We start from the raw sequence: 17,287 nt of genomic DNA, 5'->3' as shown, positions 1-17,287 counted from the left end.
CGGTCCGGAAGGGATGTCAATTGGCAGATCCTCCCCCTCTGGGGGAGGACCTATAAACAAGCCGCCCTAGATCCGGTCCCTCAGCGCGTACCAGCTCAGCCCCGCCACCGTCAGCGGCCAGCGCAGCAAACGCCCGCCCGGGAATGGCGGGGTCGGCAGGCGCGACAGCAGCGCCACGCCCTCGCCGTCCCCCAGCGCCGCGTCGGCCAGCAGCTTGCCGAAATAGGGCGCCAGCATCACCCCCTGGCCCGAATAGCCGGCGGCGATCCGCACCCCCGGGGCCAGCTCGCGAACGAACGGCGCGCGGTGGACGGTGATGCCCAGGGTCCCGCCCCAGGCGTGGCTCACCTTCACATCCGCCAGGTCCGGATAGACCTTCAGCATGTGCCGCCGCACGAAGCCTTTCAGGTCGCGCGGGAAGCCGGGGCTGTAGTTCTCCCCACCGCCGAAGATCAGCCGGCCGTCCGGGCTCTTGCGGAAATAGTTGATCACGAAGCGGGTGTCGGCGACGGCGGCGTTGGAGCGGATGATGCTGTCGGCCCGTTCGCCCCCCAACGACTCGGCAAGCGGCTCCGTGGCGAGGATGAAGTTGTTGATCGGCATCACCCGGGCGCGGGCCACCGATCCGGTCAGGTCATCAAGATAGCCGTCGCCGGTCAGGATCAGCTGGTCGCAGATCACCCGGCCGCCTTTTCCTCCATTGGGCGCGGTTTCCACGACGATCGAGCCGCCCTCGCGCCGCCAGGCCGTGGCCCGGCTGCGCTCGTGGACCGCCGCCCCGGCGGCCATCGCCGCCCGCGCCAGGCCCAGGGCCAGGTTCAGCGGATGCAGGTGGCCGCCGCCGTGATCGACCGTGCCGCCGTGATAGACGCTTGTCCCCAGTTCGTCGGCCAGGGCGTCCTCGTCGATCAGCGCCAACTGGTCGTAGCCGTAGCGGCTGGCCATGAACGCGATATGGGCGGCGTCCTCGCCTTCGCCGCCCCGGCGATGGCGGGCGTGGATCATGCCGGGGGTGAAGTCACAGGCGATCTCGTGGGTGGCGATCAGGCCCAGCAGGTGGGCGCGGGCTTGCTGGCTCATCCGCCACAGGGCCAGGGCGTCGTCGCGGCCGACGGTCTTCTCCAGCCAGGCCTGGTCGTTGCGCTGGCCGACATGCACCTGGCCGCCGTTGCGCCCCGACCCGCCGGACCCGACCTGGGCGGCCTCCAGCACCGTCACCGACACGCCGCGCGTCGCCAGCTCGAGCGCCGCGCCCAGACCGGTATAGCCGGCGCCGATGACGCAGACGTCGGCGCGGACATTGGTGGTCAGCGCTGGGAGTTGCGGGAAGGGCGTGGCCGTGGCGGCGTACCAGGAGGTGGAGGGGTGGCCGCTATTCACGACCCTCTCCCATGGGGAGAGGGAGGGGCCCGCCGCGAAGCGGTGGGAGGGTGAGGGGGTGGTGAGTTCGACGTCGTGCCGGCACGACGGCCTACGGCGTAACCCCTCATCCTCCCACGCCTGACGGCGCGGGCCCCTCCTTCTCCCTCTGGGAGAAGGTGAGCGCTAGACATTCAGCAACAAGAACTCCCGCTCCCACGGGCTGATGGTCCGCATGAAGGTCTCGTACTCGGCCTGTTTCACCGTGGCGTAGGCGTTGCAGAACGTCGCCCCCAGCAGTTCGACCAGCGGCGTGGCGGCCTCGAACAGGGCCACCGACTCCAGCAGGCTGCGCGGCAGCTCGATGCCCCGGTTGTTGGCGTCGGTGTCGACCGGGGCGGTGGGGGTCAGGTTATGGACCATGCCGAGGTAGCCGGCCGCCAGCACCGCGGCGATGGCCAGGTAGGGGTTGGCGTCCGACGAGGGAATGCGGTTCTCCAGCCGCCGGTTGGCGGGGTCGGACGGCGGCACCCGCAGACCGCAGGTGCGGTTGTCGTAGCCCCACTGGGTGTTGACCGGCGCGCCCGAGTCCCGGGCGATCCGGCGGTAGGAGTTCACATAGGGCGCCAGTATGGCCATGATCGCCGGCAGGTAGCGCTGCTGCCCGGCGATGAAGGCGTAGAACATCGGGGTGGCGTCGCCCGACTTGGGATCGGAGAACAGGTTCTCGCCGTCGGTGTTCAGGATCGACTGGTGGATGTGCATGGCGCTGCCGGGCTCGGCCGCCATCGGCTTGGCCATGAAGGTGGCGTAGATCTCGTGCTCCAGCGCCACCTCGCGGATGGTGCGCTTGAACATGAACACCTGGTCGGCCAGCTCCAGCGGCGCCCCGTGGCGCAGGTTGATCTCCATCTGGGCCACGCCGCTCTCGTGGATCAGGGTGTCGATCTCCAGGCCCTGGCGCTCGGAATATTCGTACATGTCCTCGAACAGGGCGTCGAACTCGTTGACCGCCGCGATCGAGTAGCCCTGGCGGCCGGTTTCCGGTCGCCCGGAACGGCCGATCGGCGGCTTCAGCGGATAGTCGGGATCGGTGTTCTTCTCGACCAGGTAGAACTCGATCTCCGGGGCGACGATCGGCTCCCAGCCCTTCTCGCGGAACAGCGCCACCACCCGCCGCAGCACCTGGCGCGGGCTCTCCTCGACCGGCCGGCCGTCGGGGTGGAAGGCGTCGTGGATCACCTGGGCGGTCGGGTCCTGGGCCCAGGGCACCACGGCCAGGGTCGCCAGGTCCGGGGTCAGGAAGATGTCGGTGTCGGACTGCACGGCGTTCACCGCGCCCTCGAACTCGGGGAAGTCGCCGGTGATGGTCTGGTAGAACACCGCCAGCGGCAGGTTCATCGACGGCGTGCCCAGGAACTTGCGCACCGGCATGATCTTGCCGCGCGCCACGCCAGCCAGGTCGGGCACGACGCACTCGATCTCCTCGATGTTCTGGCGGCTGAACCAGTCCTTGGCGTCGTCGAGGGAGGCCACCCCACGCGTGGTCTTGGGGGCGGGCTTGGATTTCTTTTCTTTGTACTTCATGGGGCGCTCCTCGCGCTTTTCGAAGTCTATCCTGGCCGGTCTCGACGACAAAACGATCGTCATCCCTCGACTTGTTCGGGGAACCCAAGCGACGCCGGCCAGCTCAGCTTGGGTCCCCCGCATGAAGCGGGGGATGACGGAGGTGGGTGGGCGTCAGGAGGTGTTTCTGGCATCCTTAGGCATGGCCGAGGACGACAACGATCCCATCGACGAGAACGAGCGGTTGGCCGACGCTGACGTCGCCGAGGGGCGCCTCGTTCCCCATGCCCTTGTCCGCGAATGGCTCAAGACGCTGGGAACACCGGACCAAGCGGCCGCACGGCTGCGCCTGCGAAACGTCTTGGTCGAGGGCGCGACTTCGCCCCCCTCCGATCCGGTCGGTCCCGAATATTTCGAAGCCCTGCGAAACCACGTGCGCGGTGAATAACCGCACCGCCTGTCATCCCCTGCGTGCCCTTTTACTTCAGTTCCTGGCATCACAGGTTCCCACGTATTGCGAAACCACGACGCTGTTGGGACCGACCCAAATGTGCCGAGAGTGAACAGCTGGTAGCGGACGGCCTTGGGCGGGCGGGGCGAACACGGACGTCATGGTGAGGTTCCCTGAGAGGGTGTGCTCGATGAACTGGAGTTGGCTCCCCGCCGCCCAATAGGTCACATCGGCAGCGCCACCATTGCCAATCATTTGAGCCGTCTGAGCATCCTTGTTGAGCGACGCAAACGTCAGCTCCAGTTCGTCGCTCGCCTTTATGCGCGCATAACTTGGCTCCAACGAGCCAACATGGGCGGCTCTAAAATGGCACGCCAAAGCGGCCGCGGCCGGGATTGGGGCCTCGCTACCATTTGGGATCGGCACACTGGCGCGATCACACGCAGTCAGCCCAAGCAGAGCCACTAAGGTCGCCCATACTGGTGTTGATGGGGGCATCACTTCAACGCCCGCAGCACCGGCTCCGCCTCGTCCAGCGACTTCCTGATAATCCCCACCAGCTCGTCGATCTGCCCGTGGGTGATGATCAGCGGCGGGCAGCAGACAATGCTGTCGCGGATGGCGCGGACCATCAGACCGTTGGCGATGCACAGGTCGCGGACGACCGGCCCGGCCTCGCCCTCCTTGTCGAGGAAGCGGTGGTTGGTCCCCTTCTCGCGGACGATCTCGACGGCGCCGATCAGGCCCAGCGACCGCGTCTCGCCGACCAGCGGGTGGTCGTTCAGCGTCGCCAGGGCCTTGGTCAGGTAGGGGCCGGTGTCGTCGCGGGTGCGCTCGACCAGGCCCTCGCGCTCGATGATCTCGATATTGGCCAGCGCCACGGCCGCCGCCGTCGGGTGGCCCGAATAGGTGAAGCCGTGGATGAAGTCGCCGCCCTTCTCGCGCATCTCGGCGACGATGAAATCGGCCACGCCGACGGCGCTGATCGGCAGGTAGCCGGACGACAGGCCCTTGGCCATGGCGATCATGTCGGGCTTGATCCCGTAGTGCTGGTGGCCGAACCACTGGCCGAGGCGTCCGAAGCCGCAGATCACCTCGTCGCAGACCAGCAGGATGCCGTACTTGCGGCACACCGCCTCGACCGCCGGCCAGTAGCCATCCGGCGGGATGATCACCCCGCCCGCCCCCTGCACCGGCTCGCCGATGAAGGCGGCGACGTTCTCGGGGCCGACCTCGAGGATCTTGTCCTCGATGGCCTGGACCGCGCGATCGCGGAAGGCGGCCGGGTCCTCACCGAAGCCGTCGCCGAACGCGTAGGGCTGCATGACGTGCTCGACGCCGGCGATCGGCAGGTCGCCCTGCGCGTGCATGGGCTTCATGCCGCCCAGCGACACCCCGGCCACGGTCGAGCCGTGATAGGCGTTCCAGCGGCTGATGAAGACCTTGCGCTGCGGCTGGCCCTTCAGCTTCCAGTAGTGCCGAGCCAGGCGGAAGACCGTGTCATTGGCCTCCGAGCCCGACGAATTGTAGAACACGTGGGTCAGATGGCCGCCCATCTTCTCGGCGATCTTGGCCGCCAACTGGATCGGCGGCGGCGAGGCCGTCTTGAAGAAGGTGTTGTAGTAGGGCAGCTCCAGCATCTGGTCGTAGGCCGCCTTGGCCAGCTCCTCGCGACCGTAGCCGACATTGACGCACCACAGCCCGGCCATGCCGTCGAGGATCTGGTGGCCCTCGCCGTCGTGGATGTAGACGCCATCGGCCCGGGTGATGATCCGGCTGCCGCCCAGTTCCTGCTGCAGCTTGTAGTCGCTCTGGGCCGGCAGGTGGTGGGCCAGATCCAGGCGCTTGAGCTCGGCGATGTCGTGGTTGCGGATCGGGACGGTCATCGGGGGGTACTCCTGGGTCTTGTTCTTATTGTCAGGCAGCAGGTCGAACCGCTGCGCGCTCCCTTCCCCCTGGAGGGGGGAAGGGTTGGGGATGGGGGTGGAAACGGTTCAGGGTGGCGCTGAGACGTGGCGGGTTCCGCCGGCGGCGCCACCCCCACCCCCGGCCCCTCCCCCCTCCAGGGGGAGGGGAGCAATCAGGGGTTCCCCCCGCAACGCCTTCCCGAACAGCTGGAAGAACACCTGGCTCTGGGGGTTGAGGTCGGTGCGCCATTCGGGGTGCCACTGGACGGCCAGAACCGGGGCGCCGCCCACCGTCGCCGACACCGCCTCGACCACGCCGTCGGGCGCGCGGGCCTCGACGGTCAGGCCGTCGCCCAGCCGGTCGACGCCCTGGTAGTGCACGGAATTGACGGTGGCGGCCCGCGTGTCGAACGCCGTGGCCAGCACGCCGCCGGAGGTCAGCTCGACCTCGTGCAGGTGGTCGAACATGCCGTTGAAATCGACGTCGTCGGCCGCGTGGTGGGCGATCAGGTCGCCGCTGGCCGCCCCTCCTCCCTGACCCATGTCGCGGCGCAGGGTGCCGCCGAACGCCACGTTGATCTCCTGGAAGCCCCGGCAGACGCCGAACACCGGCTTGCCCTGATCGAGCATCGCCTTGATCAGGTCGCTGGTCATGGTGTCGCGCGCCGCGTCGAACGGGCCTGGGGCGTCGGGGACGTCCTGGCCGTAGAGGGCGGGGTCGAGGTTGGAGGGGCTGCCGGTCAGCATCAGGCCGTCGAGGCGGGAGGCGACCTCGGAGGCCTTCATCAGCTCCGGCATCGACGGGACCAGCAGGGCCGCGGCGTCGGCATAGCGCATGGCGTTGGCGACATAGCGGTTCATCACCGCCTGGGCCGGTTCGATCCCGACAGTGCGGGTGCAGCAGATGATGCCGGCGACGGGGCGGGTCATGGCCTACTTGCCCCCGCGGACCGCAGTCCCTCCCCCTGTGGGGGAGGCGATCGCGTAGCGATCGGAGGGGGGAGTTGTCGGATCGAAGATCGTAGACCCGGCCAGTTGCCCATCACTCCCCCCTCCGTCGCCCTTCGGGCGACACCTCCCCCACAGGGGGAGGACCTTGGAGTGCGAAGGCGGCGCAGCCGCCAGGTGGGGGCGAGTGGGTGAGCCGCCGTCATCACGACAACAGCACCGCCGGCGAGCAGGCGTGCCAGCCCAGCCACACCGCCTCGCCCAGCTTGAAGTCCTCCTGGTCCCAGCGGGTCAGGTTCGAGCGCGTGACCTTCACCCTCCGGCCACCCTTGATCTCGACGTCGTAGACGCTTTCGCTGCCCAGATAAGCTTCCAGCTTGATCACTCCGGCCACGGCGTTCGTGCCCATCGGCGCGTCGCCCATGTTGGGCGGCGGCGAGCCCTCGGAGCGCTTGTGCAGCTCGATCTTCTCGGGCCGCAGGGCCGCCCAGACCGTGCCGCCGCGCGCGCCGGTGACCCCGTGGTCGAGGAAGATGTCGCAGTCGACGTCCGGCGACTTGACCACCGCGTGGCTGGGCTCGTCGACGGCCAGCACGCCCTCGAACAGGTTCACGCTGCCGATGAAGTCGGCCACGAACCGGCTGTTGGGGAACTCGTAGAGGTCGCTGGGCCCGGCCACCTGCTGCAGCAGGCCGCGGTTCATCACCGCGCAGCGCGACGCCAGGGCCAGGGCCTCGTCCTGGTCGTGGGTGACCATGATGAAGGTGATGCCGACCTTCTCCTGCAGGGTGGAAAGCTCGGTGCGCATCTGGTCGCGCAGCTTGGCGTCCAGGGCCGACAGCGGCTCGTCGAGCAGCAGCACGCGGGGCCGTTTTACAAGAGCTCGCGCCAGCGCAACACGTTGCCGCTGGCCGCCCGACAGCTGGTCTGGCTTGCGGCCGCCCAGGCCGGTCAGCTGGACGAGGTCCAGCGCCTCCTCGACCCGGCGGTCGCACTCGGCCCGCGAGACGCGGTCGACCCTCAGGCCGTAGGCGACATTGTCGGCCACGCTCATGTGCGGGAACACGGCGTAGGACTGGAACACCATGTTGACCGGCCGCTTGTTGGGCGGCACCAGGCTGACATCCTGGCCGTCGATCAGGATGCGGCCCTCGGTAGGGGTCTCGAACCCGGCCAGCATCCGCAGCAGGGTGGTCTTGCCGCAGCCCGACGGGCCCAGCAGCGAAAAGAACTCGCCCTCCTGGATGGTGAGGGAGACGTTGTCGACGGCCACCATCTTGCCGAAGCGCTTGGTGACGTTCTCGAAGGTGATGATGGGTTGGGTCACTGGCGGATTCCAGAATCTCCGCTCATCCCCGCGAAAGCGGGGACCCAAGCGGTGTTTGTCGTTGCGAGAGCGAGCGAACCGGCCAGTCCAGCTTGGGTCCCCGCCTTCGCGGGGATGAGCGGTTGAAAGGAAAGGCTCATGCCTTCTCCCCCCCATGCCCGCCGGCCACGCCGGCCGGGTCGCCCTGCAGCTTCAGCGCCACCGCCGTCAGGAGCACCGTCAGCACGATCAGGATGGTCGAGGCGGCGTTGACCTCCGGCGTCACCGAGAACCGCACCATCGAATAGACCTTGACCGGGAAGGTCACGGTATCGGGTCCCGCGGTGAAGAAGGTGATGACGAAGTCGTCGAGGCTCAGGGTGAAGGCCAGCAGGGCGCCCGCCACCAGCGACGGCGCCATGTGCGGCAGGATCACGTCCTTGATCGTGCGCCACTCGCCGGCCCCCAGGTCGCGGGCCGCCTCCTCCATCTCGCGGTTGAAGCTGGCCATGCGGGCCCGCACCACCACCGCCACGAACGGGAACGAGAACGACACGTGGGCGATGGTGATGGCCCCCAGGTTCAACGGCCAGGGCAGGCCCACCGGCCAGGGCAGCACCTTGGCGAAGAACACCAGCATGGCCACGCCCATGCAGATCTCGGGCACCACGATCGGCAGGGCCAGGGCCCCGTCCAGCGCCGTCTTGCCTGGGAACCGGAAGCGCCACAGGGCCAGGGCGACCATGGCCCCGAGCACGACGCTGAGCACGGTGCACAGGGCGGCGATGGTCAGGGAATTGGCGAAGGCCTCGATCAGCCCGTCGTTGTTCAGGGCCTTCTCGTAATATTTGAGAGTGAAGCCCTTCCAGACGATGTTGCGCCGGCTGTCGTTGAAGCTGAAGGCCATCAGGGCGATCAGCGGCGCGTAGAGGAAGATCCCCACGGCCGCCAGCCAGGCCTGCATCTGCCAGCGGCGGAGGTATTCGAGGGGGCCGGGCGGGGATTTGCGGGTCATTGGAAGGCCTCCCCCCGTGGGGGAGGTGGCCGAAGGCCGGTGGGGGGAGTTTTAGGGTCGAGGATCCAGGTGGCGGTCATCGGCCGATCGCTCCCCCCTCCGTCGGCTGCGCCGACACCTCCCCCACGGGGGGAGGCTTTGAGTGCGCGAACGCTCACGCCCGCACCCCCTTCTTCCGTCCCACCACCGCCTGCACCGCGATCGCCACGAAGGTCAGGTACATCAGCAGGAACGACAGGGCCGCGCCGAACGGCCAGTCGTTGGCGCGCTTGAACTGGCGCTCGATGACGTTGGCGATCATCTGGCTGTCGGGGCCGCCCAGCAGGTCGGGGGTCAGATAGGCGCCCAGCGCCGGAATGAAGGTGATCAGCACGCCCGAGGCGATGCCCGGCAGGGCCAGGGGCACGACCACCTTGAACAGGGTGCGCATGTGCCCGGCTCCCAGGTCGAGGCTGGCCTCCAGCAGCGACTTGTCCAGCCGGTCCAGCGCCGAATACAGCGGCAGCACCATGAACGGCAGGTGGACATAGACCAGGCCGACGATCACCGCGAAATTGGTGTGCATCATCTCCAGCGGCTGGAACGGAGCCAGGGGCGTGACCTTGTCGGCCAGGTTCCACAGCCACTCCAGGCCCTTGTTGATGTAGCCCTCGTTGCGCAGCACGGCGATCAGCGCGTAGGTGCGGATCAGCAGGTTGGTCCAGAACGGCAGCATGATCAGCAGCAGCAGCCAGGCCTTGGCCTTCTGCGAGGCGAAGGTGATGGCCAGGGCCACGGGGAAGCCGATCACCAGGCACAGGCCGGTGGTCAGGGCCGCCACCCCGGCCGACTTCAGGAAGATCTTCAGGTACAGCGGCTCGATCGCCCGCGCGTAGTTCTTGAACGTGCCGGTGATGGCGATCTGGGTCAGGCCCTCGTTGTGGCCGAAGCTGTAGGCCCAGACGATGGCCAGCGGCACGAGGAAGAACAGCACCAGCCACACCAGCGGCGCGCCCAGCGCCGCGGCGAAGACGCCCTTGGCCTGTTTCCAGCTCTGCTCCATCGACGGGTCCCTTTCCTCTAAAGCCTCCCCCTGTGGGGGAGGTGTCGGCGAAGCCGACGGAGGGGGGAGTATCTGGATCGCGACCACACCCCGGATCGGCGATCCCAAAACTCCCCCCACCGATCGCTACGCGATCGCCTCCCCCAAAGGGGGAGGACCCAAAGCCCCCTAAGCCGCCCGGACCCGGGTGATCACTTCCTCGTACAGGCTGGCCTTCTCGGCCCCCTCGAACGCTCCGTACTCGCACTTGCTCATGATGTCGGCGGCCGGGAAGATCACCGGGTTGTCGCGATAGGACGCCGGCATCAGCGCCTTGGCCGCCGCGTTGGGGGTCGGGTAGAGGATGGTCTTGGAGATCTCGGCCCCGGCCTGGGCGTCCAGCAGATAGTTGATGAACTTGTGGGCGTTGTCCGGACGCGGCGCGCCCTTGGGGATGCACAGGGTGTCGGAATTGATCAGCGACCCTTCCTTGGGGACCACGAAGCCGAGGTCCGGATCGTCCTTCATCACCTGGGCGATGTCGCCGTTGTATTCCAGCACCAGGTCGACATCGCCGGCCACCAGCATGTCCTGGCCGTTGTCGTCGTGGAACGCCTTCACATAGGGCTTCTGCTTGATCAGCATCTGCTCGATCTCTTTGACCAGCTCGGGCGGGATGTTGTTGACGCTGTGGCCCTTGTACTTGGCGGCCAGGCGGATCAGGTCGGCGCTTTCCGACAGCAGGGCGATGCGGCCCTTGTACTGGTCGCTGTCGAACAGCCACTTCCAGCTGTCGGGCACGCCCTTCACCTTGCTCTTGCGGTAGCCGATGCCCAGCACCAGCCAAGTGTAGGGCATCGAGAACCTGCGGCCCGGATCGTAGTCCGGGTTGAGGAAGGTGGGGTCGACGTTCTTGACGTTGGGGATCTTGGAATGGTCCAGCGCCTCCAGCATGCCCGCCTGGCCCATGCGGGTGACGAACTCGTTGGACGGCACGATCACGTCATAGCCGGCATTGCCCGCCTTCAGCTTGGCGAACAGTTCGTCGTTGGTGGCGAACAGGCTCATATTGACGTCGACGCCCGAGGCCTTCTTGAAGTCGCCCAGCGTCGTCTCGCCGATATAGGTGTCCCAGTTGTAGAAGTTCAGCTTGGGCTCCTCGGCGCCGCCGGCCGGAGCCTTGGGCTTCTCGCCGCAGGCGGTGAAGCTGATGCCGATGGCCGCGGCGCCCATGGCCGTCAGCAGTGAGCGGCGAGTGCCCAAAACTCGCCCGGAAGGAATGCGGTTGGTGCTCATGGCCCTGGTGTCTCCCCTTGAATTCGTCCGATGGCGGATAAATCAGAACTCCCCTCCCCCTCGATGGGAGAGGGGTCGGGGGTGGGGGTGACCACGGCGATGGCGGCGACCTCGGCCGCGCCACATCCGGAACCTCCTTCACCCCATCCCCGGCCCTTCCCCCATCAAGGGGGAAGGGAGATCACGCTTGCAACTCAAGCTCCCTATTCATCTGGCAACCCTCAGGCGTTGCGCAGATACCAGTCATAATCCAGCTGCGTGACCACCTCGGCGAAGCGCGCCTGTTCGGTGCGTTTCACCGAGACGAACATCTCCACGAACCGGTCGCCCAGATAGTCGCGCAGCACCTCGCAGCCTTCGAACAGGTTGACGGCCGCGTACCAGTCGGTCGGCAGGCGGATCTTCTCCTTGGCGGCGGCCGCGTAGCCGTCGCCGACCACCCCCGGGCCCGGGTCGATCCGGTTGGTGATGCCGTGGTGGGCGCAGGCCAGCAGCACGGCCAGCACCAGGTACGGGTTGCCGTCAGCCCCGGCCACCCGATGCTCGACATGCCGGGTCGGCGGCGGGCCGGCCGGCACGCGCAGACTGACCGTGCGGTTGTTGACGCCCCAGGTCGGGGCGACGGGGGCGTAGCTGTTGGCCTTGAAGCGGCGATAGCTGTTGGCGTTGGGCGCCAGGATGGCCATGCACTCGGCCATCAGCGTCTTCATGCCGCCGATCGCGTGGCGCAGCAGGTCCGAGCCCTCCGGATCGTCGCTGGCGCACAGGTTGTTCCCGGCCGCGTCGTTGAAGCTCATATGCACGTGGAAGCCGTTGCCGGCCTTGTCGGCCCAGGGCTTGGCCATGAAGGTGGCCTCGCAGCCGTGGCGCAGGGCCACGCCCTTGGCGGCGCGCTTGTAGAGCAGAGCGTCGTCGGCGCAGGCCAGGGCGTCGGGCTTGTGCTTGAGGGTCAGCTCGACCTGGCTGGGGGCGAACTCCGAGATCGCCCCCTCCAGCGGCACGCCCAGCACGTCGCAGGTGTCCCACAGCTCGCGCAGGAACGGGGCGATGGCCTCCAGCTCGGGCAGGCCATAGACCTCGATGCCCTGCGGCCGCCGGCCGGTCAGGGCCGACTTCGGCGGCTGCAGCTGACCGTTCGGGCCGCGCTCGGTGTCGACCAGATAGTATTCCAGCTCGCAGGCCGCGACCGGCGTCAGGCCGTCGGCGGCGAAGCGGTCCAGCACGCGCTTGAGCACGTGGCGGGGGTCCAGGTCGTTGGGCGTCCCGTCCAGCTCGTACAGCGACAGCATCACCTGGCACATGTCCGGGCCCAGCCACGGGGCCAGGGTCAGGGTCCCGGGCACGGGCCGGGCGCGGCGGTCGGCGTCGCCGTCCTCCCAGACCAGGCCGGTCTCCTCGCAGTCGGCCCCCAGGGTGTCGACCACCAGGATCGAGCCGGGCAGGAAGCGGCCGTAGTCGTAGATCGCCGGCAGCTCATGAATCCGCAGCCGCTTGCCGCGCGGCACGCCGGTCATGGAGGTGAAGAACACCTCGACATATTTGACGCCGGGGTTGGCGGCGAGGAAGTCACGGCACTCCTGGGGATCGGCGACCGAAGGGAGCGTCATGGGTGCCGGCCCTCTTCTCCGATCATCCCCGCGAAGGCGGGGACCCAAGCTGAGGCGGCGGCAAACATCCGGAGCGAAACGCCAACCTCGGCTTGGGTCCCCGCCTTCGCGGGGATGATCGGATTTAGGTGAAAACTCATGCCTCTAACCCCTCCAGCGCCCCGGCGAACCCATCCACGGCGGCGACCAGTCGGTCCACCGCCGCGTCCTGAGTCACCGGCGACACCAGCATCATGGTGTGGAAGGGCGCGATCAGCACCCCACGGTTGATCAGCCACAGATGAAGCGCGGACAGCAGGTCGGGGTCCAGCGCCTCGCGCATCGCGGCGGCGTTTTTCGGCGGCGGGTCGGCCAGGATCAGCTCGACGCGCGCCCCAACATGGACCACCGACCAGGCCAGGCCCCGCTTGGCGATGACGGCGCGCAGGCCGGCGACCAGCCGCTCGGCTCCGGCCAGCATCCGCTCATAGGCCGCGTCGGTCATCACCTCCGACAGCATGGCGCGCATGGCGGCCAGGGCCAGGGCGGCGCCCGACAGGGTGGTGCCGATCCCCGACTGTCCCGGCCCGACCTTGGCGGCCGCCTCGTCCATGCGTTCGGACAGCCGCGCCGTCACGCCCCAGACGGCGGCCGGCACGCCGCCGGCGATGGCCTTGCCGATCACGAAGATGTCCGGCTCCAGGCCGTGGGCCCGGGTGTAGCCGCCGGGGCCGGTGGAGATGGTGTGGGTCTCGTCGATGACCAGCAGCGTCCCGGCCGCGAGGGTCAGGGCGCGCAGGGCGTCGTGGAAGCCGGGCTCGGGCAGGATCATCCCGCAATTGGTCATCACCGGCTCGGCCAGCACACAGGCGACATCGCCGGGGGCCAGGGCGGCTTCGAGGGCGGCCAGGTCGTTGAACGGCACGACCCGGGTGGTGGCGGTCAGGTCGTGGACCTGGCCCAGCAGGCCCGGCTTCATCACCGGCTGGCCGTCCTTCAACACCACGAAGGCGTCGTCGACCATGCCGTGATAGCCGCCGTCGAACACCAGGATCACCGGACGCCCCGTGACCGCCCGCGCCCAGCGGATGGCGGCGCGGTTGGCGTCGCTGGCCGTGGTCGCCGCCTGCCACAGCGGCAGGCCGAACCGCTGCGCCAGCAGCCGGCCGACGATCACCGCCGAGGCGGTGGGCAGCATGAAGCCCGTGCCGCGCTGGGCCTGGTCGGCGATGGCCCGCGCCACCGCGCTCTCGCCATGGCCGAACATCGCCGGCGTGTCGGCCAGGCAGAAGTCGTCGTACAGCACCCCGTCGACGTCGGTGATCTGAGCCCCGACGCCCTGGGCCGCGAAGATCGGGCACGGGCTGGCCCAGTCGGTCATCCAATGCATCGGCGCCCCGCCGCGCCAGACCTCGGCCGACTGGCGCGACATGGCGACCGAGCGCGGATGCTCGGCGGTGAAGCGCGCGGCTTCGGCCTGGATCAGGTCCGCTAGGGTGGGGGATGTGGCGGGTTTGGGGATCATGGCGCGGATGCCCCGGGCTTGTTCCCTTCCCCCTGGAGGGGGGAAGGGTCAGGGATGGGGGTGGCGCCGGATCCGCTACGCTGGGTCAGCCGATAGTGCTCGAACGACCAGGGCTTTTGGGGTGGACAGTCTCCCACCCCCATCCCCGGCCCTTCCCCCCTCCAGGGGGAAGGGAGAACGCTCGGGTCGAGATCAACGATCGTGACCCTCATCCCCCCACCCCGCCGAAGCAGAGGTACTTGGTCTCCAGATACTCATCCAAGCCCTCGGACGCGCCCTCGCGCCCCAGACCCGAATCCTTGACCCCGCCGAACGGCGCCACCTCGGTGGAGATGATGCCTTCGTTGATGCCGACCATGCCGGCCTCGATCGCCTCGGCCACCCGCCAGCAGCGGCCGACGTCGCGGCTGTAGAAGTAGGAGGCCAGGCCGAACGGCGTGGCGTTGGCCAGTTCGATGGCGTCGGCCTCGGTCTCGAACCGGACGATCGCGGCGACCGGGCCGAAGATTTCTTCCTGGAAGATGCGCATGTCCGGCGTCACGCCCACCAGGACCGTCGGCGTGTAGAACCGCTCTTCGTCCAGGGGATCGGGCCCGCCGCCCGTCAGCGCCTCGGCGCCGGACAGGACGGCTTCGCTGACCAGGTCTCCGACCTTGCGCATGGCCTTGGCGTTGATCAGCGGGCCGATGGTCACGCCCTCGCCCGTGCCCGGCCCGACCTTCATCGCCGCGACCTTCTGCGTCAGCCGCGCGGCGAAGGCGTCGTGAATCCCCGCCTGGACGATCAGCCGGTTGGCGCAGACGCAGGTCTGGCCGGTGTTGCGGTACTTGCTGGCGATCGCCCCATCGACGGCGGCCTCGAGGTCGGCGTCGTCGAAGACGATGAACGGCGCGTTGCCGCCCAGTTCCAGCGACAGCTTCTTCATGGTGCCGGCGCACTGGGCGTAGAGCAGCTTGCCCACCGGGGTCGAGCCGGTGAACGACAGTTTGCGCACCCGCGCGTCGTCGCACAGCGCCTTGCCGATGGCCCCGCTGTCCTTGCCGGTGACGATGTTGAGCACCCCGGCCGGCACGCCCGCCTCCACCGCCAGCCGGGCGATGGCCAGGGCGCAAAGCGGGGTCTCGGCCGCCGGCTTGACCACCACGGTGCAGCCGGCCGCCAGGGCCGGGCCGACCTTGCGGGTGATCATGGCGATCGGGAAGTTCCACGGCGCGATGGCCGCGCAGACCCCGACCGGCTGCTTGATCGACACCAGGCGCTTGCCCGGCATCGGGGTCGGGATGGTGTGGCCGTAGGACCGCTTGGCCTCCTCGGCGAACCAGTCGATGAACGCCGCGCCATAGGCCACCTCGCCCCGGGACTCCGCCAGCGGCTTGCCCTGCTCGGCGGTCATCAGCCGGGCCAGGGCCTCGGCGTGGAGCAGCATCAGGTCGGACCACTTGCGCAGGATCGCCCCGCGGTCCTTGACGGTGCGCGCGGCCCAGGCCGGGAAGGCGCGATGAGCGGCCTCGATGGCGACCTTGGTCTCCGACGCGCCCAGGTCGGCGACCTGGGCGATCACCGAACCGTCGGCCGGGTTGGTCACCGCGAAGGTCACGTCGGCCTCGATCCAGAGGCCATCGATGAGGGCGGCGGTTTCGACGAGCTCCAGGGTCTTGTAGGTCATGGGACGGTCACCTCAGCGTCACGGACACCGACTTCAGGTCGGCATACTTGTGCAACGCGTGAAGGCTGCGGTCGCGACCGAAACCCGACTGCTTGAAGCCGCCGAACGGCATGGTGATGTCGCAGGCGTCCCAACCGTTGATCCACACCAGGCCCGCCTTCAGACTCCGCGCGCCCTTGAGCGCCCGGTTTATGTCGGACGTCCACAGGCCGGCGGCCAGGCCGTAGACGGTGTCGTTGGCCAGATGGATGGCCTGGTCGTCCGAGGTGAAGGTCTGCACTCCCAGCACCGGGCCGAACACCTCCTCGCGGACCAGGGTGTCGTCGGGCTCCAGCCGGTCGAAGATGGTCGGCTCGACATAGAAGCCGCCGCTGTCCTGGCGCGCTCGCCGGCCGCCCATCAGCAGGCGGTTGCCCTGGCTCTGGGCGGTGGCGATGTAGTCCAGCGCGGTGTTCATCTGCCGCTCGCTGACCATCGCCCCGAACACCGTCGCCGGGTCCAGCGGGTCGCCGGGGATCATGGTCCTGGCCACGGCGATCACCCGGTTGAGGAAGTCGTCCTTGATCGAATCCTCGACAAGCAAACGAGAAGCCGCGGTGCAGACCTCGCCCTGGTTATAGAACACCCCCCAGGCGGCGGCCTGGGCGGCGGCCTCCAGGTCGGGGCAATCGGCGAAGACGATCTGCGGCGACTTGCCGCCCAGCTCCAGCGACACCCGCTTGAGATTGCTGCGGGCCGAATATTCCGTCAGCCGTCGGCCGGTGGGCCCCGAGCCGGTGAAGGCGATCATGTCGACGTCCATCGACAGGGCCAGGGCCTGGCCGGTCACGCCGCCGAAGCCGGGCACGACGTTCAGCACGCCCGGCGGCAGGCCGGCCTCCAGCGCCAGTTCGCCCAGCTTCAGGGCGGTCAGGGGCGACTGCTCGGCGGGCTTGAGGACGACGCTGTTGCCCATGGCCAGGGCCGGGGCGACCTTCCACATCGCCATGTGCAGCGGGAAGTTCCACGGCACGATGGCCCCGATCACCCCCAGCGGCTCGTGCACGGCGTAGGACAGCCGATCGACGGGCGAGGCGCCGACCTCGCCATAGACCTTGTCCAGCGCCTCGGCGTACCAGCGGGCGGTGTTGATCGCCAGGGGGACGTCCACCGCCCGGGCGTCGCGGATCGGCTTGCCGGTGTCGAGGGATTCCAGCAGCGCCAGCGGTTCGGCGTCGCGCTCCATCAGTTCGGCCAGCTTGAACAGCACCCGCTTCTTGTCGCGCGGACCCTGGTCACGCCAGCGGCCGTCCTCGAAGGCGGCGCGGGCGCTGGCCACGGCGCGCTCGACGTCGGCGGCCTCGCAGGCGGCGACCTGGTTGATCACCTGGCCGTCGCGCGGCGAGACGTTGTGGAAGGTCGCCCCCGAGGCCGCCTCGACCAGCGCGCCGTCGATCACCGCCCGCCCGGGGAGGGCGAGGGTCTTCAACGCGTCGATGGGGGAAAGCACGGTCACGGAGCGTCTTTCATGAAACTGTGATCACAGTTCGCGCCGGAGGGGCGGCTGTCAAGGCGGGGGAGGACGCGATGCGCGCCGCGCCCAAACGATGGGCGCCGCCGACGCGATCGGGGACAGGCACATGTGCCTGTCCCCAGTCTTGC

At 68.6% G+C, this 17,287-nt stretch carries 13 protein-coding genes; 1 reads left to right on the top strand and 12 read right to left on the bottom strand.

Features of this window, described 5'->3' with window-relative positions:
- Window positions 1-66: 66 nt before the first annotated feature.
- On the bottom strand, window positions 67-1,380 hold the full coding sequence (locus ASD79_RS04200) for an FAD-binding oxidoreductase (protein ID WP_056719751.1): 1,314 nt from the start codon (window positions 1,378-1,380) through the stop codon (window positions 67-69).
- A gap of 165 nt (window positions 1,381-1,545) precedes the next feature.
- Window positions 1,546-2,946 (bottom strand): glutamine synthetase family protein, encoded by a 1,401-nt coding sequence (locus tag ASD79_RS04195; RefSeq protein WP_056719750.1) that lies wholly within the window; start codon window positions 2,944-2,946, stop codon window positions 1,546-1,548.
- Between ASD79_RS04195 and ASD79_RS24875 the strand changes: the two genes are divergently transcribed.
- On the top strand, window positions 2,921-3,373 hold the full coding sequence (locus ASD79_RS24875; protein ID WP_235524313.1) for a hypothetical protein: 453 nt from the start codon (window positions 2,921-2,923) through the stop codon (window positions 3,371-3,373). The genes ASD79_RS04195 and ASD79_RS24875 overlap by 26 nt on opposite strands.
- Before the next feature lie 500 nt (window positions 3,374-3,873).
- Here the strand turns inward: ASD79_RS24875 and ASD79_RS04185 are convergent, their stop codons facing one another.
- The 10 genes from ASD79_RS04185 to ASD79_RS04140 all read right to left on the bottom strand — a co-directional run bounded on the left by ASD79_RS04185 (window position 3,874) and on the right by ASD79_RS04140 (window position 17,141).
- Entirely contained in the window at window positions 3,874-5,262 is a 1,389-nt protein-coding gene (locus ASD79_RS04185) for an aspartate aminotransferase family protein (protein ID WP_056719748.1), read from the bottom strand.
- 108 nt (window positions 5,263-5,370) lie between these two features.
- Window positions 5,371-6,213, bottom strand: a complete 843-nt coding sequence (locus ASD79_RS04180; protein WP_056719747.1) for a gamma-glutamyl-gamma-aminobutyrate hydrolase family protein — start codon at window positions 6,211-6,213, stop codon at window positions 5,371-5,373.
- Between the two features lie 223 nt (window positions 6,214-6,436).
- The gene (locus ASD79_RS04175; RefSeq protein WP_235524327.1) at window positions 6,437-7,507 is read right to left on the bottom strand and encodes an ABC transporter ATP-binding protein; all 1,071 of its coding nucleotides are present in this window, start codon (window positions 7,505-7,507) and stop codon (window positions 6,437-6,439) included.
- A gap of 187 nt (window positions 7,508-7,694) precedes the next feature.
- The gene (locus ASD79_RS04170) at window positions 7,695-8,552 is read right to left on the bottom strand and encodes an ABC transporter permease (protein ID WP_056719745.1); all 858 of its coding nucleotides are present in this window, start codon (window positions 8,550-8,552) and stop codon (window positions 7,695-7,697) included.
- A 154-nt stretch (window positions 8,553-8,706) separates the two neighbouring features.
- Complete coding sequence (locus tag ASD79_RS04165) at window positions 8,707-9,594, bottom strand: ABC transporter permease (protein WP_056719744.1); 888 nt, start codon at window positions 9,592-9,594, stop codon at window positions 8,707-8,709.
- A gap of 168 nt (window positions 9,595-9,762) precedes the next feature.
- Entirely contained in the window at window positions 9,763-10,869 is a 1,107-nt protein-coding gene (locus ASD79_RS04160; protein ID WP_056719743.1) for a PotD/PotF family extracellular solute-binding protein, read from the bottom strand.
- A gap of 221 nt (window positions 10,870-11,090) precedes the next feature.
- On the bottom strand, window positions 11,091-12,476 hold the full coding sequence (locus ASD79_RS04155; protein ID WP_056719742.1) for a glutamine synthetase family protein: 1,386 nt from the start codon (window positions 12,474-12,476) through the stop codon (window positions 11,091-11,093).
- Between the two features lie 136 nt (window positions 12,477-12,612).
- Window positions 12,613-13,980 carry an aspartate aminotransferase family protein gene (locus ASD79_RS04150; RefSeq protein WP_056719741.1) on the bottom strand — a complete coding sequence of 456 codons (1,368 nt, stop codon included), beginning with the start codon at window positions 13,978-13,980 and terminating at the stop codon, window positions 12,613-12,615.
- A 208-nt stretch (window positions 13,981-14,188) separates the two neighbouring features.
- Window positions 14,189-15,646 (bottom strand): NAD-dependent succinate-semialdehyde dehydrogenase, encoded by a 1,458-nt coding sequence (locus ASD79_RS04145; protein WP_056719740.1) that lies wholly within the window; start codon window positions 15,644-15,646, stop codon window positions 14,189-14,191.
- 7 nt (window positions 15,647-15,653) lie between these two features.
- Entirely contained in the window at window positions 15,654-17,141 is a 1,488-nt protein-coding gene (locus ASD79_RS04140; protein WP_056719739.1) for an aldehyde dehydrogenase, read from the bottom strand.
- Window positions 17,142-17,287 lie beyond the last annotated feature (146 nt).

It is taken from the genome of Caulobacter sp. Root655, from assembly GCF_001427665.1.
In the GTDB taxonomy this organism is placed as follows: Bacteria; Pseudomonadota; Alphaproteobacteria; order Caulobacterales; family Caulobacteraceae; genus Caulobacter.
Note: the sequence above shows the minus strand (reverse complement) of the source record. Positions and strands in the feature narration are given on the sequence as shown.